The sequence below is a fragment of the bacterium genome (assembly GCA_035505375.1).
Taxonomy (GTDB): Bacteria; Hydrothermota; Tepidihabitantia; order Tepidihabitantales; family Tepidihabitantaceae; genus UBA2258.
Map to the genome: position 1 here is coordinate 1 of DATJQV010000089.1, position 21,711 is coordinate 21,711.

Annotated in this window: 16 protein-coding genes and 1 pseudogene; 8 read left to right on the forward strand and 9 right to left on the reverse strand. The window is 60.5% G+C overall.

Annotation, left to right across the window (positions count from 1 at the left end; genetic code table 11):
* On the forward strand, positions 1-865 hold an 865-nt coding region (locus tag VMH22_15415), incomplete at its 5' end, for a DUF4118 domain-containing protein (GenBank protein ID HTW93078.1).
* A 1,176-nt stretch (positions 866-2,041) separates the two neighbouring features.
* On the opposite strand, the gene VMH22_15420 is transcribed toward VMH22_15415, so the two are convergent.
* Both VMH22_15420 and VMH22_15425 read right to left on the reverse strand, forming a co-directional pair.
* The gene (locus VMH22_15420) at positions 2,042-2,461 is read right to left on the reverse strand and encodes a S24/S26 family peptidase (protein ID HTW93079.1); all 420 of its coding nucleotides are present in this window, start codon (positions 2,459-2,461) and stop codon (positions 2,042-2,044) included.
* Between the two features lie 48 nt (positions 2,462-2,509).
* Complete coding sequence (locus VMH22_15425) at positions 2,510-3,706, reverse strand: tetratricopeptide repeat protein (protein ID HTW93080.1); 1,197 nt, start codon at positions 3,704-3,706, stop codon at positions 2,510-2,512.
* A 184-nt stretch (positions 3,707-3,890) separates the two neighbouring features.
* Here VMH22_15425 and VMH22_15430 point away from each other — a divergent pair, with 184 nt between their 5' ends.
* The 4 genes from VMH22_15430 to VMH22_15445 all read left to right on the forward strand — a co-directional run bounded on the left by VMH22_15430 (position 3,891) and on the right by VMH22_15445 (position 10,474).
* A complete protein-coding gene (locus VMH22_15430; GenBank protein HTW93081.1) occupies positions 3,891-5,090 on the forward strand; it encodes a hypothetical protein in 1,200 nt (399 codons plus the stop codon).
* Between the two features lie 643 nt (positions 5,091-5,733).
* Positions 5,734-6,954 (forward strand): hypothetical protein, encoded by a 1,221-nt coding sequence (locus tag VMH22_15435; protein ID HTW93082.1) that lies wholly within the window; start codon positions 5,734-5,736, stop codon positions 6,952-6,954.
* Between the two features lie 395 nt (positions 6,955-7,349).
* Positions 7,350-9,149, forward strand: a complete 1,800-nt coding sequence (locus tag VMH22_15440; protein ID HTW93083.1) for a hypothetical protein — start codon at positions 7,350-7,352, stop codon at positions 9,147-9,149.
* A gap of 212 nt (positions 9,150-9,361) precedes the next feature.
* A complete protein-coding gene (locus tag VMH22_15445; protein HTW93084.1) occupies positions 9,362-10,474 on the forward strand; it encodes an endonuclease/exonuclease/phosphatase family protein in 1,113 nt (370 codons plus the stop codon).
* Between the two features lie 446 nt (positions 10,475-10,920).
* Here VMH22_15445 and VMH22_15450 read toward each other — a convergent pair whose 3' ends face one another.
* Positions 10,921-11,436 carry a hypothetical protein gene (locus VMH22_15450; GenBank protein ID HTW93085.1) on the reverse strand — a complete coding sequence of 172 codons (516 nt, stop codon included), beginning with the start codon at positions 11,434-11,436 and terminating at the stop codon, positions 10,921-10,923.
* Between the two features lie 243 nt (positions 11,437-11,679).
* Positions 11,680-12,606 (reverse strand): GNAT family protein, encoded by a 927-nt coding sequence (locus VMH22_15455; GenBank protein ID HTW93086.1) that lies wholly within the window; start codon positions 12,604-12,606, stop codon positions 11,680-11,682.
* 403 nt (positions 12,607-13,009) lie between these two features.
* Between VMH22_15455 and VMH22_15460 the strand changes: the two genes are divergently transcribed.
* From VMH22_15460 to VMH22_15470, 3 genes are all read left to right on the forward strand, one after another.
* Positions 13,010-14,098: a nitronate monooxygenase family protein gene (locus tag VMH22_15460; protein HTW93087.1), complete on the forward strand. Its 1,089-nt coding sequence runs from the start codon at positions 13,010-13,012 to the stop codon at positions 14,096-14,098.
* A 138-nt stretch (positions 14,099-14,236) separates the two neighbouring features.
* Entirely contained in the window at positions 14,237-14,362 is a 126-nt protein-coding gene (locus VMH22_15465; GenBank protein HTW93088.1) for a hypothetical protein, read from the forward strand.
* A 132-nt stretch (positions 14,363-14,494) separates the two neighbouring features.
* Positions 14,495-15,286 (forward strand): C1 family peptidase, encoded by a 792-nt coding sequence (locus VMH22_15470; GenBank protein ID HTW93089.1) that lies wholly within the window; start codon positions 14,495-14,497, stop codon positions 15,284-15,286.
* 75 nt (positions 15,287-15,361) lie between these two features.
* Here VMH22_15470 and selD read toward each other — a convergent pair.
* The 5 genes and pseudogenes from selD to VMH22_15495 form a co-directional block, all read right to left on the reverse strand.
* Positions 15,362-16,339: pseudogene (gene selD, locus VMH22_15475) on the reverse strand (selenide, water dikinase SelD).
* Positions 16,340-16,471: 132 nt separating this feature from the next.
* Positions 16,472-18,436 carry a selenocysteine-specific translation elongation factor gene (gene selB, locus VMH22_15480; GenBank protein ID HTW93090.1) on the reverse strand — a complete coding sequence of 655 codons (1,965 nt, stop codon included), beginning with the start codon at positions 18,434-18,436 and terminating at the stop codon, positions 16,472-16,474.
* A gap of 51 nt (positions 18,437-18,487) precedes the next feature.
* A complete protein-coding gene (gene rpoN / locus VMH22_15485; GenBank protein HTW93091.1) occupies positions 18,488-19,978 on the reverse strand; it encodes an RNA polymerase factor sigma-54 in 1,491 nt (496 codons plus the stop codon).
* Positions 19,975-20,694 carry an LPS export ABC transporter ATP-binding protein gene (gene lptB / locus VMH22_15490; GenBank protein ID HTW93092.1) on the reverse strand — a complete coding sequence of 240 codons (720 nt, stop codon included), beginning with the start codon at positions 20,692-20,694 and terminating at the stop codon, positions 19,975-19,977. The genes rpoN and lptB overlap by 4 nt, the downstream gene beginning before the upstream one ends.
* 117 nt (positions 20,695-20,811) lie before the next feature.
* Positions 20,812-21,657, reverse strand: coding sequence for an LptA/OstA family protein (locus VMH22_15495; protein HTW93093.1), 846 nt, complete (start codon positions 21,655-21,657; stop codon positions 20,812-20,814).
* Positions 21,658-21,711: the final 54 nt, after the last annotated feature.

A 21,711-nucleotide genomic window follows, 5' to 3' on the forward strand; every position in this document is an offset into this window, starting at 1 on the left:
CTCGCTCCCCGCCCCCCGTCCCCCTCTCGACCTCCGCGGCTACCTCTGGGCCCTGCCCGTGCTTGCGCTTGCCACCGGCCTGAACCTCCTGCTGGAGCGCTACGTCAACCCGATTTCTCTCTACTCGGTCTATCTCGTCGCCGTAATCCTGGTCGCGCTTCGGTGGGGCACCGGCCCATCGGTCCTTGCTTCAGTCCTGAGCCTGCTGACATTCGACTTCCTGTTCGTCCCGCCGAAGTTCACCATGGCAATAGCCCGGCCCGGCGACGTGGTCGGCGCCCTTGTTTTCTTCCTTGCTTCCATCGTCATCGGCCAGCTCCTCCGGATTACCCGACGTCAGTATCAGGCTCTCCAGGTCCGGGCCGAACGCATCTCGGTACTCGAAGAGATGAGCAAAGAACTGCTCGCGTTACCGCCGCTCGAACTCCTCATCGGCAACATGGCCGGTCAGACCGGAGACCTCCGCGACAGCGTGAGCGTGCTGCGCACAACCGTACTCGACGACGTCGGGCAGACCACGGTGCGGAACCTATCCAAGGCAGTGGCCGACCCAATCCTCATCCTGTTCGGAGGTAGCGCCGCCAGCCTCCGCATCTGGGCCCGGTCCCAGCCCGACCTCGCGCTGACGCCTGAAGAACTCGCGGTCGCCGAATGGACCTTCGGCCACGGCGAGCCCGCGGGTTCCGGCACCGAGACCCTGGCCAGCGTCGGCTTCTACTTCATCCCGATGAAATCCCGGGAACAGACCATCGGCGTAATCGGAGTGAAGGGCGACTACCAGAGCCTGCTTCCGGAACAACGCCACCTCATCGGCGCCATCGCCAACTTGGCATCCTTGTCGGTCGCCCGCTGGGTCTCTGCCTAACCTGGCTCTGTCCTCGCTTCTGACTTCACTATTCTGCATTCTTATTTCTGACTTCGCCCGCATCCTGGACACGCCTCGCTCTCCGTCGCGCGCTGGGTCAGCGCATAAGCACGCCCGCTGACCTGAACGAACTCGCGCTGCTGCGCTGAAAGCGTCCTGCAAAGCTCGCCAGAAAGCTCGCATCAGAGTTCGCTGGAAAGTGCCTTAGAAAGCAAACTCGAAAGCTCACTTCAGAGCATCTTCCATCGCTCAGTTCAGAACTCGCTTCATCGCTTCGCGCATCGCTCGTGTCAAAGCTCAACGCATCGCTTCTTTCATCGCTCGCTGCAAAGCTCAGCCGAAAGCTCGCGCGAAAGCTCCTCTGAAAGCTCGACTCAAAGCTCGGCTCAAGGCTCGTTTCATGGCTTCTTCGAAAGCTCCTCAAAGGGCCAGCCCCCGGGCGACCCCTGTATGCGGACTTTCCCCGACGCAACAGGGCTTAACCGACTGAGAGTACTTGAGTTATGCCGGCTTCGGAGAATCGCTAGACCATCAGTTCTTGTAGGCCTTACGCGACCCCGAAATCAACCCCCCCGCGCGTCGGCAATCGCCTATCGCGGCACCGGAACTTCTCCAGAAGTGTCGGTCACCAGACTATCCGCAACCGCCCGGAGCCTCAGTTCCTTCGGGCTCTCATGATGTGGCGAATGGCAATCACGTCTGTTCATACATCACCGTACAGCTATTGATACGCGAGTTCTCGGAAAAGAGTGCAGGTTTCCGGGATAACCCCGTCGCCCCAGGGAGCGGTATGGGGGGCAATAAGGCCCGCCATGACCCCTGCCGTGACTCCAGCGATGGCTCCTGTCATGGCTCAAGTCATGACACCGGCAATGACTCAGGTCATGTCACCCGCCATGGCACAGATCATGGCTCCTGCCATATCACCCGTCATGGCTCCGGCCATGACCCAACCCGTGACTCCCGCCATAGCTCAGGCCATGACTCCAGCCATGATACCCGCCATAGCTCGCGTCATGGCTCCGGTCATAGCTCAAGCCATAGCTCCTATCATGGCTCCCGCAATAGCACCGGTCATGACCCCTGCCGTAGCTCCCATCATGGCTCCAGCAATGACTCCAGCCCCGACTTCCCGCCCGGCCCGCGGCTTGACAGCGGGCTAGGCCCGTCTACATTTCACCGTCGATGGAAGTCGATCTCTTCCCGGCCTTGACGGAAACGAGATGAATAATGTGTCCCCGAAATCTCTACGCGGACCACCCGACCGAGGATGTCGCACAGCTTGTAGGCAAATGGGTCGTGTCCCAACGCGTGGTCAGGGCGTATCAGAAAAGAGGAACCGCGACGACCGACGACTCGGTGTACCACCAGCCGGCGGCCAGTCAGCCACGGGTGTAGGAATGCCACGACTTTGCCTAAGCCTATGTCACTCTCTGCCGAGACCGGTACGATGGTTATCACGTCCCCGTCCTTGATGAACGGGGTCATGCTGCTGCCCCACACCTGAAACCGCACTGACCGGCCCTTTTCCAGCACGTCCCGCGTGAGAGCTATGAAATCCGGCATGGAGAGCCGTCGTCTTTGCCCGAGTCTCATAGAGTGTGGATTGCCCGGCGTCTGCGGCCAGTCTGTCGCCATCTGCAGTCAGTCTGAGGATTCGCCCGGCCGGGCCAGCGAGTCGGCCAGCTTCACTGCGTCCGCGCTGGTCATCCCCGCCTCGACGCATCCAGCAACGAATTTCTCGCGTCCCACCTGTCCCAGCAGCGGCTTGAGTTCCCCGGTAGCTTTCTCCGCTTTGGGCCTGTCGCCGATGGCTGAAAACACTAAAATGGCTTGAGCGAGGTACTTCAGTGCCTTGTCGAACTCGCCCTTGGAATAGCAGGTGCTCCCGATGTTACGGAGATCACTCCCCACGGCCTGCTGATACCCAACCTTGCGGGCTATCTCCAACGACTCCTCGTAATGCCTGAGCGCCTCGTCGAACTCGCCCATGGAATAGTAGATGCTCCCGATGTTGCCTAGGTCGCTCGCCACGCCCTGCTGATACCCAATTTCGCGGTCTACGGCCAGCGCTTCCTCCTGGTACTTCAGCGCTCTGTCGAGTCTACCTCTGTAGCTGTAGATGAGCCCTAGGCTGCCGAGGGCGGCCGACACGCCCTGCTGATACCCGATTTCGCGGGCCATCGCCAGCCCTTCCTCACAGTACTTCAGCCCCTTGTCAGGTTCTCCTTTGACGCTATAGATGTGCCCGAGGCTGATGAGGGCACTCGCCACGCCCTGCTGATACCCGATTTCGCGGGCCATCGCCAGCACTTCCTCGAAGTACTTCAGCCCCTTGTCAGGTTCGCCTTTGACGCTGTAGATGTGCCCGAGGCTGCCGAGTGCGTATGCTCTCCCCTTCTTGTCTCCGAACTGCTCTGCCAACCGGACCGATTCCTCGTAATTCCTCAGCGCGTCGTCCAGGCGGCCCGGCGTGTAGTGGCATAGGCCAATCAGGTTGAACAGCGCGACAAGCTGTGTACCTTTGGCGTCTATCATGGCCTTCCGGAAGTACCCGATTGCCTCATCCCACTCGCACGCCCTCATCGCGTCCATGCCTGCATCGTAGCTCAACCGCACTGGGCCGGTCGACTTGGGCAGCCCGTCGAGGTACAGAGCCATTTTGTGCATGTCGCGCTGCATGCCGTCGAGCCTATTCGCGACAGTCTTCGCATGCCGTCTGCTGGGTCCCAGCTCATACACGATGGTGGTTACGATAGCTGTGATAACGATGCCTACTGCGGCGGGTGCGACTGCCCAAAAGACAAGAGGGTCGAAGTAGTGCCCGAGGAAATGCACCATCGGCAGTCAGTCTATGCATCCTGCACCCGCCGTCAAATCCCGTCGTCTTGACTTCTAACCCCGCCGGCGTAAGATTCGACCTGTTGTGGAACCCAAACCCCGCCCGGCCTTGACGGATTTGGAGTCGAGTATGGCGCTCCCGAGACTCCCCGAGAAGCTCTGACTCATGGGTATCGCTCCGCTCTTGCCACCAAAGCGTAAGAAGAACCGCACACTCCCCATCTTGCGGGAAGTCATAGCCGTGCTGGCATGGTCTTACGTGCTGGTGAAGCTCTTCGTCTACGACGTTGACGTGTACGTGGTCGAACGACTATGTCCGGCCATCGGGTGGGTCATACGCTACAAGTTCGTCGTTCTCGTAGTACTACTTGCGGTGGTATGGACGGCGACAAGGAAGCGGACCGTCCTGTTGTGGGGGCTGTACATCGCCTTCTATCCCTTCATCGTCCTGTTCTACAGAGTCCCGCTCTTCATATTCCGTCGGCGGAGCTGGGTACTGGCCATCGCCGTGCTGGACTCAGCGATGTCCTTCTTCAGGACGACCAGGGTGAATCTAGTCCTGTTGGCTCTGCTTCTGTCATCAGGGGTGATCGTGCTCGTGACAGCGCACAGGTGGCTACTCTGGCCGACAACCGCCTCACTTGCGGTTGTCCTGCTGTTCGCGTATGGTCTGATAATCGTTCGTGTATTCAAGACACCTGCAGTGTACCGTACGTTTACTGCGATACTGACTAAAATCCGAGGCGACAGGTCGGCCTTCGCTGTAGACGAGAGCCTAAGGGGTCTTCCGGTAGCGAGCTACGATACGAGCCAGATGGCAAAATGGAGCGGTACCCTGCAGACGTCTGTCTTGTACAACCGGCTCTGTCTGTTCGGGGCGAGAAAGCTGAGCGACTTCCGCAAAAGCGGCTTCATCTACTTCTCATCTGTAGCGACACTCCTCCTGCTCCTGATACTGACCGTCATAGTCTTCGCGCTCATCAACCTGGGATGCTACAAGATAGACCATGCATCGTTTGCCGCGTTGCATCCGCCAGCCCAGTTCACCTTTTTCTACTACAGCTTTAACCGCCTAGTCTTTAACTCCATACCCGAGCTGTCGCCTGCGATCCCGTTTACCCAAGCCGTGTCCATGGCAGAGTCGTTCCTTGCGTTACTACTGGGACTGGTATTTGGCTCTTTGCTCCTGTCCGAGAGAAAGCAAAAGCGTATGGAGGAGCTGGACGACACTATCAGGCGCTTGGAGGCTGAGGGCTCCGAAATGGAGCTTTTCATTCGCGACGAGTACCAGCTGAGCTGCGTTGAAGATGCGATGGCCGAACTGGTCAAGATGAAGGCGTCCTTTGCGACGTTCCTCTACAAGATATCAGAAAGCATCCCCTAGGGGCCAGAAGCACCACTGAGAAACGGGGACACGACAAATAGGTTCGGACGCGCCCGCGTTCAACATCGGGCCACACCCCCGCTCCGCCCGGCCATCAAGGCCATCGTGGATTCTAGATTGACGATTGCAGGTTGGCGGTTGGCCGCGGCTTCGCCGCGAGGCCGGGATTGAGGCTGAGGCTAAGGTAGAGAGACGACGCGGATCTGCGTCGCAGCTACAAGCCCCAAGCCTCAAGCCTTATGCTGGCCCAAACAGCTCGCAGCCGCGACCGACGGCCAATCCCTGATCCTGAGCCACCAACCCGTGGTCCCTCCTCCTGATTGACATCCCGCCCGCGAGTTCCTAGACCGCCAATAGGCAGGGCCCTGGCCTTTCAGCCCTGACGTCCGCCTCTGTCATTGGCCTTGACTCCGATGGAATACAAGTTACTATTCCGGATAATTGGGGGCGAGGCGCGGTGGTATCTCTTCCCTGTAGTCCAAAAGACAAAGCCATCGGTCTCGCCAGAGACGATTAGATCCGCGCGACGTCGAACGCCAACACGACGTCCGATGACACGGCAGCTCCCTGCATGAGGCGGGGACAGGGAGCCGAAGGAGGTGCCCGCCACAGTGAATCAAGAAGGAGTACTGTGGACGTAAAGGTGAGAAGACCTACGTTGTTCTGCCACTCAGATGTGACGGCCAGCGAAGGACCGCGCCCGCACCGGCCTATCTGGCTCCTCTTTCTGCTCCTGGTGCTGGTCGTTCCGTTCCGGACTGTCGCGGCCAGCCCTGGTGATTCAGATGTACCGTTGAACATGCTGCCCGAGCCGGTTGCCCCAGGAGTCGTGTTACTCGGCACCGCGCCGGCAACAGTGGAACGACCCGGTTCGGCAGCAGACATTGCCGCGACCATCACCAACGCTACCGGCAGTGCGACCGCCGCGGCGTCCAACTTCGCGCTGCAGATAGCACCGTACTGGTGGCCGCATGCGCCCAAGTTGACCTACGAGAAGTACAAGAGCGACGACCTCGTCAACAACTTCCTTCAGACTGCCAGCTTGTCCATGGTTACAGGTTCGGTCGCGAAGGCTCCCGGGACAGCACTTGGGTTTGGCGCCAGATTCTCGCTAGCGCGGGGGAACGTTGATACCGTCTTCAACGGCTATGCAAAGTCAATCCGGTTTATTGACTCGGTGGCCCGAACGATTGCCGGTAAGTCGAACGCATTGGCCGAGAGCGTTCGCGGCCATGACACCATCAGGATACGCCTGATGAGTGCATCTCTGGCCGCCAAGAGCGACACTGCCTGGCAGCGTCAGTTCAACAAAAGGAACGACATCGACAACGCACTCGCTGAGAGCATCGCGGCGAGAGACTCACTGGGCCATGGACGAGATCTTGCGCGCATCAAGACTACCGCGACCAACATGCCGTTTGAGCGATTCGGATGGAAGCTTGACGTGGCCGGTGGGACCGCGCTCAACTTCCGATCATCCGTGTACGACTCGCTTACGCGCGGCAAGTCGGGTGTATGGCTCACGGGCGGCTATGAGCACCGGCATTGGAGCCTGATTGGGACGGCGCGTCTCCTCACCGGACCGGCACCGGTGGATACAACGTCACTGGACTTCGGCGCACGGTTCACCCTGCCCGCGATCAAGAAGGCAGTGCCTTCGTTCGAGTTCATCTACCGCGCGCACCCCACCACGTTACCATCTACTATGCAGCGAATACGCTTCGATGGGCTCGTCGATGTTCCAGTCGGTACGAACAAGGCGGTCTCGGTAACGGTCGGACGCGATTTCGGTGCCTGGAAGAAGGCCAAGATGATTCTCGTGCTGAAGCTGCATATGGGCTTTGGCACCAACAGACCACTCTAGGAGCCCACGGCTGGAGATAATGAGTCACTTCCAACGCCAACGGAGGATCGAAGCAATGCCCGGCCCCTGTCTCTGGCACATACGAAGTCTTGGTGAATTCAGCTGGGATTTGGGGTCTGCGGCTGCGCGCTGGACTCTGAGCACCAGCCGGGAAACTCGTTTGTTCGAACGATCGTAAACCAAGGAGGAGAACTGTGGACAAAGAGGACAGAAAACCGACGCTGTACTTCTACTCAACGAGAGGCAAACCTGTTGACCTGAGCATCAAAGTGCAAGATGGACACCGGGGTTCCACCGCGGGACCGAACGTCCCGCCGCGGAAGCCAGACGAGCGTCAACCAAATCCCCTGCCGGTTCACCTTGCGGATGATGGAAAGGAGCTTTGGGGGCGGGACATGCTGTACACAACAGAAGTTGTCGCCATGACCCCAGAACCCAGGACGAGGGTGACTTATGAACTATCGGGTGTCGACGATGCCGACTCACAGGTCAATATTCGCCCCCACCCAGGGGATGACGCCAAGGCAAAGGGCGATACGGTCGAATTTGCCCCGACATTCATGTTCCTCCGACCGAAAGAAGACGTTGAGGGCGATCAGATTCCCGAGGCGCGGCACGATAGCTCTTCCGAAGTCAAGCCGAACCCAGAGACGCGGACCGAGGACGGTGCCAAGGTCAACGTCAATTCGGACTCCACGGCACAGCACAAGAACGATGCCGAGGACAACACGAACCCCGAGGTGCCGTCCGAGCCCAAGCCACCACCAAAGGGCCCTGCTAAGAACAATCAGAACTTCGTGACCTTGAGCTTGAATGTCTTGCACGATCTTCTGGACAAGCTCACTGACGTCCTGAACTTCGGCCGTATTCTGTCCATCGGCGTCCCAGGCTTCATCGTGAACTTCAGCATGCTCATGTTGTTCTCGCTCTTCTCCGCGCGCATGCCGACACCGACTCAATGGGTGGTCGAGAGAGTGAACGAGAGTGGCATAAGGCGCGATACCATTGAGTTCACCGGGACAGCCGGTAGCGCGGTGCCCATCGCCCAATTCGATAGCGGCGGAGGCACGAGAACTGTGGTCCCTGTCTATTACGAACAGAATAGGGGCGTTCACGGACTCAGCTTCATCGATCGGAGCCGGATTGAGTTCGACGCCGAGCGAGTCGCCAGTCAACCGTACTACTGGTTATACTGGTTCATCGGCTCAATCCTCGTAGGCAGCTTGATCAGTCAGTGGGGTCATCGAGAACTGAGGAAGCGCGAAGTCCCTCATGGAATCTGGACCCGGATGATTCGGCTGGCTGGGAGTTTTGAGCCTCCCATGCTCGATGTCGTCAAGAATACCAGACCCTGGAATCTGAAAAAGCTGCGCGACGCTCTGCGTAAGCTGGAGCCAGCTGTTACTCGCGATGAAAGACGCGCTTGTGACGACTTGCGGGAGGACCTTCTGGAGCCGGCTGTCTCTCGCAGAGAAGAACGCGCGGACTTGCAGAACGACCTCTTGGAGTTGGCCGCGTCTGACAAAGAGAGACGCGCGTATGACAACTTGCTGGTTGACCTCGAGCTCGCTCGGCATGGGAGCGACGAACCAAGTTGGTCAGCGCTCCACCTGCCGCTCTTGCGCCAGACCATGATCGCTTCGCAGAACGTCACATACTGGGACCACCTGACCAAGGAATACTGGCGATTTGCTGAGTTCGCGGTCAACTGCCCGGTGGCGGTCTCACTCTTCTGTGTTTTCCTCGGATCATACTTCCTTTTGCTTTCCGCGATGTATGGCGGCGGAGCCTGGCTAGTCGGTGTCGTACTGGCATCGTCGGGCGTCGCGGTTTTCGTGGCCGCGCAGTTGTGGTGGAATCCCGTCGTAGCCTTCGCATCGTTCAACAACTACAAGATCGCCCGCTCCGGCCTGATTGCCGGCCTGTCGTTATTCCCTGCCACACAGCCCGACGTCAAGAACCCTATGCAAGAGGTGTATACGGACTGCGCCGAGTTCCGCAAATGGTACTGCGATCACTATCAAGGCAGTCTGGCGCTGCACAACCAGGGCCTGTGCGATAAGAAACCGCCCTTCGCCTGCCACAATCCGACGCCCCTGCCAGAAGGAGACGGCACTTCCATTCCGAAGGAACCGACGAAGACGCCTCGCGGCACGCAGCCCTCAGAAGAGGCCGATTCCCACAGGGGGAAATAGGCACAGCTACTCGTTCATGACGGCGTCAATTGCATCGGTCTGCGCCTCCAATTCCGCCCGCCGATTTGACCTCCCCGTCCCGAGTCCTAAGAATGGAGCCATGCCAGGGCCGGGCTCAACCGTAACGGGCCATAAGGTGGTCCACGGACTACGAAACCGGAACCAAGCAACAAAAGGAGAGCTCCGAACAATGGAGCCAAGGAGAAACTAGCATGCGCGTAGCGACTTTCAACGTCGAAAACCTGTTCAGTCGTCCGGTCGCAATGAACTACAGCGACAAAGGAATGGGGCAGCCTGTCTTGGACGACTTCCACGACCTGAACACGCTCCTGCGAAAGGAGACCTACAGCCCTGCCGACAAGCAGGAGATCGAGCGACTCTGTGACAAGTACAAGCTGACGGACCGGAACTCAGACCATCACGAGATGGTGCTGCGCGAGGTCAGAGGCAAGCTATGGCAACAGCACCAGAACGGCACCCGGGATTGGATCGCGACCGGCAGCAACGACTTTCTCGGTTGGGTCGAGCTTGTCTACGAGGCAATTGACGACCGCGCGATCCAGAATACGGCCAAGGTAATCGCCACTGTCAATGCCGACATCCAGATCATGGTTGAAGTCGAGAATCGTCCGACGCTGCAGCGCTTTCATGATGCGGTACTGAAGCCGGAGCTGGCTGCCGGACAGCAGCCCTACACGTTCATGCTGCTTATGGAGGGAAACGATGAGCGCGGCATCAACGTTGGCATCCTGTCTCGCATGCCAGTCGTTCTCATGAAGTCGAATGTCGAGCTCCGCAACAATTCCGGCCACCCGCTCTTTGCCCGTGATTGCGCGCAGTTCTTCATCGACCTGGGAGCGAACCGGCGCCTGTGTATCTTCGCCAATCACTTATCGAGCCAGGGGTCCGACCACACCGGCAAGCGCCGCAAGGAACAGGCCGACAAGGTGCGGGAACTCGTGGACTCGGTCTTGAAACAGAAACTGGCCACGGATGTCATCGTCTGCGGCGACATGAACGAACCCGAAGCGGACGGTCACCTGCAAGCACTGCTTAACCCGAACGCGGACAACAAACTCCAGGATGCGATGGACCTGCCTCAGTACCCGGAAAGCGCGCAGTTCCCCGGAACCTACAGCAACGGGACGAAGAGCAACAAGTTCGACTATCTTCTAATGTCCAAAGACCTGGTGAGCCAGGTCAAAGCGGTGGGCGTAGAACGGCGCGGTACCTACTCGAGTCAGAAGTGGACACCGTTTCCGACCGTTACCGACGAACGCAGCCAGGCATCCGACCATCATTGTCTCTGGGCCGATCTGAGCTGAGTCCGTCCTCAGGCTGCGTACCCGGTAGCGACGTCAAGCGGCCTTGCCCGCACGCGGGCGAATAGGTACGGGCCCCGGTCCGACAGCGTGCCGAACGGAGAGTTCTCAAGGCACGACGGAACCCCGATGGCCTACGGTCGTACCGTGTCGCAGGGACTTCGGGATTGCGCCCCGATTCCGCCCGGCCGTCTCGAATGAGCTTACAACCCACAGCCGGCAGCAACGTCATTCAGGATCGTAGATTTCCGATTCTAGATTGGGCGCGGCGACTGCGTCGCAGCTTCAAGCCGGTTTCTCCCCAAGCCCCATCAGCGGGGACGCAAGTCCCAAGCCCTAACGACGAATGAAGAAGGCGTGCACCTGTCACCCCGTTGGGGTGAGACCGCCTCAAGCCGCAAGCTTGAGTTCGTGAACTAGCGGTTGGCGGTTAGCGGTCAGGAACCGGCTCAGGGAGTGGAGTCAGTTCCATAGTAGAACCAGGTTAGCTGGATTTCAGGTTCGTCAATGATGTTCTCCACAGTCGTGTCGTTTCTGTAGATAACGTAGTACGTACCTGCGCTATTGAACGTGTAGTTGATCGTGTTGCACCCCTTGTACCCGCGAGTGTGGAAATCACCCCGGATGGTGGGCGCGGTGCCGTGCACCCAGTTGTTGGCGTTGTCCTCCGTCACAAGCACGCACGTAAACGGCAGGCTGTCCGGCGCATCCAGAGAATCGACCGAAACGCCGTCGGCCTCGATGTAGGGCGGGAAATCCTTGAGCATCATCTTGCTCGTGACCGTCACCCTGTAGGGCTGGAACGTGCCAGGCGCAAGAACCAGCTCCGGGCTCCCTGTATTGATCAGATCGTGTTTCGCATTCGGGACATCGTCCTTTTCGCAGCGCACCAGTACGCACAGCAGAGCGGCGGCGGCTGCAACCCGCAGCGTAAGGCGGTATCCGAGCACGAAGTCAGGCTTCACTCTTGTCTCCTTTGCTGGTCGTTATTCCTCGCGCAACCTAGTCCGGGCCTTGGCCGGCCGTTCCGAATTGGCTTCCGGCCACCGATCGTGGTCAGCCGGATACGGTGGCGACTGCCCGGACGGTAGCGCGGAATCATAGCCGGAACATGAATTGAGTCAAATTGGATAGGGGTCGCGCGACTGCGTCGCAGCTACAAGCCCCAGACTGCAAGCCGAAGGCCCGCGGCGGGAGGCCGTACGCCGTCAGCCTTCTGCCGGATGGGTCAGGTCGCAGGAGAAGACCCGAAGCGTACCTTGATGTTCATAGCCGGCCCGTTCGAGGGCGGAGTGCATCGGGCGGTTCTCCATGTCGGTCTCTGCCACGACCGTCTTGAGCCCTCTCTCTTGCAGGAGCGCCGTTCCTTTCATCAGCAGGTCGAAGCCGTAGCCTGAGCCCCGCAGTTCCGGTACAACCCCGATGTAGTTGATGCTGCCTTCGTTGTCGACCTCGATCCGTTGCGGCACGACGAGGCCGCAGAGGCTTCCGTCGGGAAGGTAGCCGAGCTGCCATTGGTCGGGCAGGAACTCAACGTCCTTGAGTATCGCCATGTACCTTTGACCCATGTAGTCCAGGCCGTACTCCGCGACGTCTGCCTTGTCCTCGCGGTCGAGGCTGCCCTCGGTGACCCGCCGCGCCGCATCCGCGAACGCGCCCTCACCGACGATGGCCATGGAGCGGTATTCCAGCCGGGTCGGCACTTCGATGGCGGCGCCCGCGTCCTGCCAGACGTACCGTTTCTTCTCCTGGAACTGACCGAACCCGACCGCTTCAAGCAGTTCCTGCTTGCGGGCCGGATCCCGCTCGTAGATGTCGTAGATGGCCGCCTTGGTACCGGTTGCGCCGGACCGGGCGAGCCGGGCGAGGGCAGTTGTCAGCAATCCTCTGCCCGTCTCCCGGAAGTCGACCGACTCATCGACGTACATCCCGAACATGTCGAATGCGGTGGAAGAACGGCCATAGAGGAAGAAGACGCGGCCAACCGGGTTGCCGTCGTTCTCCGCCACGAAGCAGAGGTCGGGCGAGCTCTTTCCTTCCCTCCAGAATCGCCTGACCACGTCGGCCAGCCAACCAGCCCCACCCAGCGCGCAGCAGGCTCCGAGTTCCTCTGCCCTGATTGTCCGTATCGTCATGAACAAGTGTAGATGACGCCCGTGACCTGTCAAAGCCAGACCGGCGTAAACAAGCCCGCCCGGAGCCGGCGCTGGACACGACCCCCCCCAGAACCGATATTGAAGCCACGAAAGCACGAAAGACACGAAGCGGACAGGATGAACCACCGATGCACTGCCTGACAGGGGCCTCGGGGGCCAACACGGATAGCCGGGCAGATGTCTCCGCCAAAACCATCTGTGTTCATCTGTGTCCATCCGTGGTTGGTCGGTCGCGTCATCCGGTTTCGTGGCCATCTATCTCGGATTCAGGGGACCCGCGCCGGCTTGACTTCTCGGCTCGCGCGAAGTATGCTTAGCCCTCCATGTCCTATCTATTCTATGGGGTTGCGTCGTGTGGCCCTGCCGAAGTGAAGACGACGCGTTGACGGCTGACCGAACCCTACCCGACCTTGTAATCGGCGACCTCGTAATCAACCCGCCTATCATTCAGGGCGGGATGGGTGTACGGGTGTCGGCGTCGCGGCTGGTTTCGGCCGTCTCGAAGGAGGGAGCGCTCGGAGTCATCGCCACGGTCGGGCTGGGCGAGGAACTGCTCGACATGACGCCCGACTACCCGAGGCGAGCGGAACTCGGCCTTCGCGAGCAAATCCAGAATACGAAGAAACACACCCACAACCCGTTCGGCGTGAACGTCATGTGCGCTCTGACCAACTACGACAACCTCGTCCAGGTTTCCGTCGCCGAAGGCGTGGCCGCAATCATCTCCGGCGCCGGCCTGCCGATGAAGCTGCCCGGCCTCGTGTCCGACCGGCACGTCAAGCTGATACCCATCGTATCTTCAGCCCGTGCCGCCGGTCTCATCTGCAAGACCTGGCAGAAGCGGTTCAGCCGCCTGCCGGACGCGCTGGTCGTCGAAGGGCCGCTGGCCGGTGGCCACCTCGGCTTCTCACACGACCAGATTCTGGACGTGGAGGCGTTCCGGCTGGAGCGGCTGGTCACTGAGGTGCTGGAGGTAGCCCGCGAGCACGGCAACATCCCGGTCATACCTGCGGGCGGCATCTACGACGGCAGGGACATTGCGAAGTTTCTCCGGATGGGCGCGTCCGGGGTTCAGATGGCCACCCGGTTCGTCTGCACCCACGAGTGCGACGCCGCCGACGCCTACAAGCAGGCCTTTCTCGATTGCCGGAAAGAGGACATCACGGTCATCCATAGCCCGGTCGGAATGCCGGCCCGGGTCATCAAGAATGACTTCGTGGAGCGATACCTCAAGGGCGAGAAGGTCAACTTCGGTTGCCCCTACCACTGTCTTCTGACCTGCGAGCCGGCGGTCGCCGGGTATTGCATCGCCCAGGCCCTGCTCGCGAGCTACCGCGGCCAGATGGACAATGGCTACGCGATGTGCGGGGCCAACGCCTGGCGGTGCAACAAGATTGTCTCGGTCCACGAGTTGATAGAGGAACTGGTCGAAGAGTGTGCCGCGGCCCTGCACGGCCAACCTTCAAGCTAGAAGACGGTTACTCGAAGTTTCGGGAACACACCCTTGTCTCATTTCGCAGCGCGGTAAGGGCATCGGACCACGACCCAGTTCCGCCCGCCCGGTTGACGGGCCGTGCTGACTCCCAGGCCCAATCGCAGCATCCCGGTGATGCTTCCTGACGACAACCTCAGAAAGCGGATACAGGACATCGTCGAGGTCGGGGCTCAGGTTGAGTCCAAGGCTTGCTACGAAGCCGACCCGGAGTTCTCCCCTCTTTCCGACGACGAGCAATAGCTCGTCCATTTGACTCCGCGCCTGTGAGCCCTAGAATCGATATTCAGCCGAGCCGGTTAGGCACGAAAGACATCGCGTGGCCGGACCGGATACGAGCTGTGGCCTGCAGGATGTTACAAACGGAGGAAAACCATGGAGAGTAAGCGACCCGGAATCGCCAGACCCCGCAGCAGCGCCTGGTACGGTTGGGTGCCGGACCTGCCGGACCAGCGCGACTTGATGTACGCCGCAATCCGCAAGGTACCGCGAAAGCTGCCCAAGTCCGTGGACTTGAGCCCGAAGTGTCCGCCGGTCGAGAATCAGGGCCAACTCGGCAGTTGCGGATCCAACGCGCTGGCCGGCGCGCTCGAGTTCCTGGAAATCAAGGATGGAGACAAGCTTGTCGACCTGAGCCGGCTGTTCATCTACTACAACACGCGCGTGGTCGAGGGCACGGTGGACACCGACAGCGGAGTCATGATTCGTGACGCCGTGAAGACGCTCGTGAAGCTGGGCGTCTGCTCGGAACAGAGCTGGCCGTACGTCATCGCGCGGTTCAAGCAGAAGCCGAGCCCGGCATGCTACAAGGAAGCCATCAATCACCAGGTCATTTCCTATCACCGCATCGCAAATCTCAACGAGATGAAGACCTGCCTGGCCGACGGTTTCCCGTTCGTCTTCGGGTTCACGGTCTACGACGCTTTTGAGTCTGACGCGGTGGCCAAAACCGGCGTGCTCAACCTGCCGAAGCCGGACGAGCAGCAGGTCGGCGGTCACGCGGTCATGGGTGTGGGATACGATGACGCCAAGCAGCGCCTGCTGGTGCGTAACTCGTGGGGCGATGACTGGGGCATGAAGGGATACTTCACGATGCCCTACGACTACGTCGAGTCCCGCAACCTCTCGGACGACTTCTGGACGATCCGGAAGGCCGAGAACATCTAGGCGCGTCGGACGAAGGGAAGCTGCAAGCCTCACGCCTCAAGCTCCGGACCGAGGCTTGTGGCTTAAGGCCGAACGCTAGGCTGTAACTTCTATCGTGCCGGGAGCGCCGGCTATGGCCGAGCCGACCACCGCGGCAAGGATACCTGCATCCTGAGCCCGGCGCTGGAATTCGGCGACACGGTTCTCAGGCAGCACAACCAACAGCCCGCCTGAACTCTGGGACTCCCAGAGGATGTTCTTCAGGGCAGGAGAGATCTCGCCCTTCCATTCGACCTTGTCCTCGAAGGAACTCTCGTTCATGGCGACCCCGGCGTCGATCATCGTCTCCGCCAGGCTGAGGACCTTGGGCAGCAGTGGTATGGCCGAGGCGCTGAACCGGAGCCGCACGCCGCTCCCCTGCGCCATCTCCTGCGCGTGACCGATGAACCCGTAGCCGGTGATGTCGGTGGCGGAGTGGACGTCGCAGGCAAGCATCGCCTCGGACGCGGCGCGATTGAGTTGCATCATTGACCGCGTCGCCGCCTGATACAGCTCCGGGTCGACTTCGTCCTGGGTCATCATCGCCTGCGCGAACACGCCGCAGCCCAGCGGCTTCGTGAGGATGAGGACGTCGCCGACCTTTGCCGCCGCGTTGGTGACAATCCTGTGCGGGTCAATCCGACCGGTCACCGACAGCCCGAACTTGATTTCCTTCTCGTTGAACGTGTGCCCGCCCGCGATCACCGCTCCTGCCTCCGTGACCGTATCCTGTCCGCCGCGCAGGATTTCGGCCAGCACCTTCTTGTCCATCAAGCCCGGGAAGCCGACGATGTTGAGGACCGTCAGCGGCGTCCCGCCCATCGCGTAGACGTCCGAAAGGGAGTTCGCTGCCGCTATCCGGCCGAACGTGTACGGGTCCTCGACCATCGGCGTCAGCAGGTCAACAGTCTGGACCAACGCGAGGCCGTCCTGCAACAGGAACACGCCCGCGTCGTCAGCAGTGCTGATGCCCACGAGCAGCCGCGGGTCCTTCTGGGGTGAGAGCCCCTCGAGTGCTTGCGCTAACTGCGCCTTGCTTAGCTTGGACGCTCAGCCGGCGCAGGTCACGGTAGCAAGTATGCCACGCTTAGCCATGTTCCTCCGTAGGTTCCAGTTGCCAGGTACCAGTTACCAGGTGGACAAGACCGTCCTGACACTGGGAACTGGTCACTGGACACTGGTCACTTTCTGCCTGAGTATTCGGACTTCGCCTTTGCGCTGCGTCACGCCGCGCGAGTCGAGGTGGTTGAGCAGCGGGATAAGGTATTTCCGGGTCGTGCCCAGTTCCTGCCTGATTTCTGAGGCGGTCAGCTCAGGCTTCCGTGCGAACTGAGCCTTGACCTTCTGCTCTGCCAGCGCGACCGTGTCGCGATGGAGTACTACCGACTCGCCGACGTCAACCAGATGACCGGATTCGAGCAGGGCGACCCTTGCCTGCTGCGCGAGCTTCTTGTCCACTCCGGCCAGCGCCTCTTCAAAACTGGGCGGAGAAAAGCCCGTTTCCTGGAACAGTTTGTCGAGGCGGTCGAACTCCTTCTGCAAGGCCGGGCTGAGCCTCATCTCGTGCGCTGCCAGCTTGACCCGGTCGTCTTCTAGCACCACCTGTCCCTCTTTGAGCAGGGCGGCGAGCACCGCCTCAAAAAGAGGAAGGGACATTGGCGCGGCCGGATGGCCTGGGGCACGACCCGGAACTCCAGAAGCGCCACGGTCATGTCCCGCGCCGGACTTGGACCGCAACTCCGGCCGCTTGAGCCCGACCCGCAACGGGTTCTCGTTGTGGAACTGGGTTAGCGCCCCGACCACGGCCGCACGCGCCTCCCCGACCATCTTCTCGTGGACGATGTACTCCTTGCCCTCGAACTCGAGCTTCCGCGCTCGATTGGTCGTAAGCAGCAGGTCGAGCATCTCCTTTGCGTCGGCGTCGGCCAATGCCAGGTCTTTGGCCGCTTGCGCGAGCGTCCTCGCGTCGAACCGGTGCTTGACCAGATACTGCTCCAGCACGCTTCCGGCCTCGCCGGTACGGAGCGCCCTGAGCCGTATCACCACGTCTTCGTCGAACCGGCGCTCCTTCGACGGGTTCGCCTCGAGCACGATGCCGCCACCGATGGTCTGCTGTGGTGCGAACGTCCTCACAACATAGTGGTCGTTCCAGTCACAAACGACCGGTTCCTCGGCGCGCACCTGGACCAGCGCCTCCTGCCCTGGTGCCAGTTCCTTGGTGTCGAGCAGCGCCACGCGGCACATCACCTCGGCAGTGCCGATGTGCAGTTTGAGGCTGGACAGGTTCTTGAAGGGCTTTTCGACCGACTTGAGCAGGTACATTGTCGCATTGAAGTTTGTCGTCGGTGCGTAGTAGCCCGGGGTCGCAAGCACGTTGCCGCGCACGACCGCCTCACGTTCAAGCCCCTGCAAATTCAGGGCCGCACGTTCTCCCAGCCCCAGCATCTCCAGCATCTGGTTGTGCCGCTGGATACCCCTGACCCGCACCTCGCGCTTCTGCGGGAGCAGATCAAGAGTGTCGCCGACGCGGACAAGGCCGGACAGGACCGTGCCGGCCACGACCGTGCCGAACCCCTTCATCGAGAAGTTCCGGTCAACCGGCATCCGGAATACGCCGCGGTCCGGTTTGGCCTCGACCTTCTTGGAAAGGTCGATGATCGCCTGCCGCAGTTCGGGCACGCCCCTGCCAGTAACGGCGGATACCGGAATCATCGGGGCACGATCGAGGAAAGAACCCTTCACCATTTCGCTGATATCCAGTTTCACCATCTCGACCCACTCGTCGTCGACGAGGTCCGCCTTGTTGATGGCGACAAGCCCTCTTCTGATGCCCATCAAGCGGCAGATTTCGAAATGCTCGCGGGTCTGCGGCATGACCCCGTCGTCGGCAGCTACGACCAGCACCACGAGGTCGATAGTGCTCGCGCCGGCCAGCATGTGCCGGACAAAGCGCTCGTGTCCGGGCACATCGATTACCGTGATGTCGGTACCGAGGAAGGCGAAGCCGAGATCGGTAGTCATCCCCCGCTCTTTCTCTTCCTTCAGACGGTCGGGGTCAGTGCCGGTCAGGGCTTTGACCAGCGCCGACTTGCCGTGGTCGATGTGCCCGGCCGTTCCGACGACTACGTGCAACTAGTTCTCCTGCCCTTCATTCGTCATTCGCACTTCGTCATTCGTCATTGTCTAGAAGCTCTTCCTGTCATTGCACCCCGCAACCCCGAGTTCGGCGCGGTACTTGGCAACAGTCCGTCGCGAGATGTCGATGGACTCAAACTTCAGTCTGGAGCAAATCTCATCGTCGCTCAAAGGACTCTTCTTGTCTTCGGCGTCCACGATTGCCTGGATCTTCTGTTTGATGCTGGTGCGCGACTTGTCACCGGCCCCGGCCTTGAAGAAGTAGTCAAAAGGAAAGATGCCCTGTTCGGTTTCGAGATACTTGCCGGCAATCGCCCTGGAAACGGTGGAGGCATGGACCCCGATGATGTCGGCGGCCTGCTTCAGGGTCGCTGGTTTCAGGTGCTGCTTGCCGTGCAAGAAGAAGTCGTGCTGCTGCTCAATGATCAGTTCCACCAGCCGCTTCAGCGTCCGGCGCCGGGACTCGATACCCTTCAGGAACATTAGTGCCCGCTGCAGTTTGTCACGCGCGAACCGCACCTGCTCGGGCGCGTAGTCCTTCGGACTCCGCAGGATATCGACGTACCGCTGGGAAAGCCGCAGCCGCGGGAAGCGCTCGTCATTGGCGCTGGCAACAAGCTCGTTGCCCTGCCACTCCACCGAGAAATCGGGTGAGACGTAATCCGGCGTACCGGGCGCGAAACAACGGGCCGGTCGAGGCTCGAGCGTAAGCAAACGCTGCACCGCCTTGCGCACGTCATCCTCCGAAACCCCGCACAGATTGGCGATCTTGGCGGTCTGCTTCCTTACCAGCAGGTCCCAGTGGTTGGTCAGCAGCGCGCGTTCGAGCGAATTGGCCCCGGTGGTAACTGCCGGGGAGTTGGGGTCGGCTTCCGCCAACTCGAGCTGGACAAGGAAAGACTCCCGCCGGTCATGGCAGGCGATGCCGCCCGGCTCCAGGCGCTGGATCGCGTAGAGTATCGACCGGAGACGGTCCACATCCACTTCCTGCTGCTGCGCCATCTCCTCGTCCGACATGGTCAGGAACCCATCTTCGTCCAGCGATTCTATTATGAACTCCGCGACCGGAGCATCCTCCTCGCTCAGCACGCTGCGGAGATGCGGCATCAGGCACTCGGCCAGTCTCTGTTCCGGCCCGGCCGCAAGCTCGGCGGCCGAGGTCTGGTCGTCGTCCGTACGCGAACCGGCATACGCGACCGGTGACCAGCCATCGTCGGGCATCAGCTCGTTGATGGTGTACTCCTCGCCTGGATTGGTTTCAATCCGGGTCTCGTGAGTCTCGGGAGCCGGTACGTTCTCAGCCGGAACCGGCGCGGCGGCCTCCGGTGCGGGTTCTGAAATCGAGGCAATGACGTCCGCCTCGATCGTACCCGGGCTGTCGTCGGACTCTTCCAGCGCCGGGTTCTTCTCGATCTCCTCGCGCACGAGCCGCTCGAGATCGAGCGCCGAGACCTGGAGCAGCTTCATCTGCAGGATGAGCTGCGGCGTCAGCCGCATCTCGAGCCCCTGTTTGATTTCCATCTCGAGCCCCAGCCTCATATCCGGAACCTCTCGCCCAGATAGACCTGTCGCGCCTTCTCATCATTGACGAGGTCGTCGGATGTACCGGACAGAAGCACTCGCGCGTCGTACATGATGTAGGCCCGGTCGGTAATCTCCAGTGTCTCCCTCACGTTGTGGTCGGTGATGAGAACCCCAAGCCCTTCATCCCGCAACTGCCGGACTATGTCCTGGATCTCGGCCCGGACGATGGGGTCAATGCCGGTAAACGGCTCATCCAGCAGGAGGAATGAGGGATTCGATGCCAGCGCGCGGGCGAGCTCGACGCGCCGCCGCTCGCCGCCGGACAGCGTGCCGCCCCGCTGCTTCCTCAGTTGTCCGACGTTGAACTTGGCCAGCAACTCGTCGACCCGGACGGCCTGTTCGGCTTTCGGCACGCCCAGCATCTCCAGAATCGCCCTGACGTTATCCTCGACCGACAGCTTTCTGAATATTGAAGGTTCCTGAGGCAGATAGCCGAGGCCGAGTCTTGCCCGCTTGTAGACGGGCATCCTCGTGATGTCGTGCCCGTCCAGCGTAATGGCGCCCTGCTCGGGCCGGATGAACCCGGTTATCATGTGGAATGTCGTGGTCTTTCCGGCGCCGTTCGGACCCAGCAATCCGACAATCTCTCCGCGCTCAAGGTCGAGACTCACACCGTCGACGACCCGGCGTTCGCCGTACCGTTTCACCAAGTCCCGGGTCTCAAGCTTCATGCGATAGTAGCAGGCTGACGTTCAGGTTCATGGTAATTCCCGATTGCGAATTCCTGATGCCCAACAAACTCTCAATCACGTCCAAGGCGCGACCGTTCGTCGGGAATCAGTCATTGGTCATTTCTTCAGATTGCTCTTGCCGTTACGAATCAGCTGTCCTGAGCTCATTTCGCTCACCGCAACCTGGTCGATGGCGCCGCCGGCGACTCGAAGCTCGATGGCCTTGCCTGCAACCACGATTGAGTCCCCGGTCTCAGTGCGGTAGTCTCCGGTCGCCCGATTGCGGATATCGACCCGGTGCAGCGCGCCGTCCTTGACCCAAAACACCATGGTGTCGCCGCTTGCCCGACTCGCCGTGTCGTGCACACGGGGACTACCCAGCGCCAGTCCCGAATCCGGCCCGGACCTGAAGTCTATCGTATCGCATTCAAGCTCGGTCGTACCTGACTCCAACCGCACGCCGCCCTGCGCCAGTGCCCGCGATGACTTCTGATACCATGACATCTGCCGGCTGGTCACGCGAGCGGAGTCCGTGTCACGCCGCCAGGTCAAGACCGGGTTTGAGTCGACAATTCCAACGTCATCGTCAAGGTCATAGGTACCCTTGTCCCCGGTCACCCTGAAGGTGCGATTGATATTCTCCAGCTCCACTCCGGAGTCCGCCAGCACAAGCTTATCCTTGGAATGATAAAGCAGCTTCGGAGCCCGGATGTCAAGCGACTCCTGACGAACGCGCACGTTGCCGTAGAGTTCGGCCAGCTTGTCGACGAGATGATAGCGGGCCGAATCGGCCCATATCTGCGCGTCGGGATTAGTGATGTGAACCGCGTCCTGAATGAACGCCAGCCCCTTGGCCTCATACATCCGCGCCAGATTCGCGGTTATGTGTGTTTGATCGTCGGTCACCACCACGCTGTCACGAAACACGGTTGCGTCGCCATCCGGGGTACGCTCGATGGACATGTGCTTCGCGCTGAGATTAGACGCGGCGCTCAATCCCAGGCAACACAGCAGCCC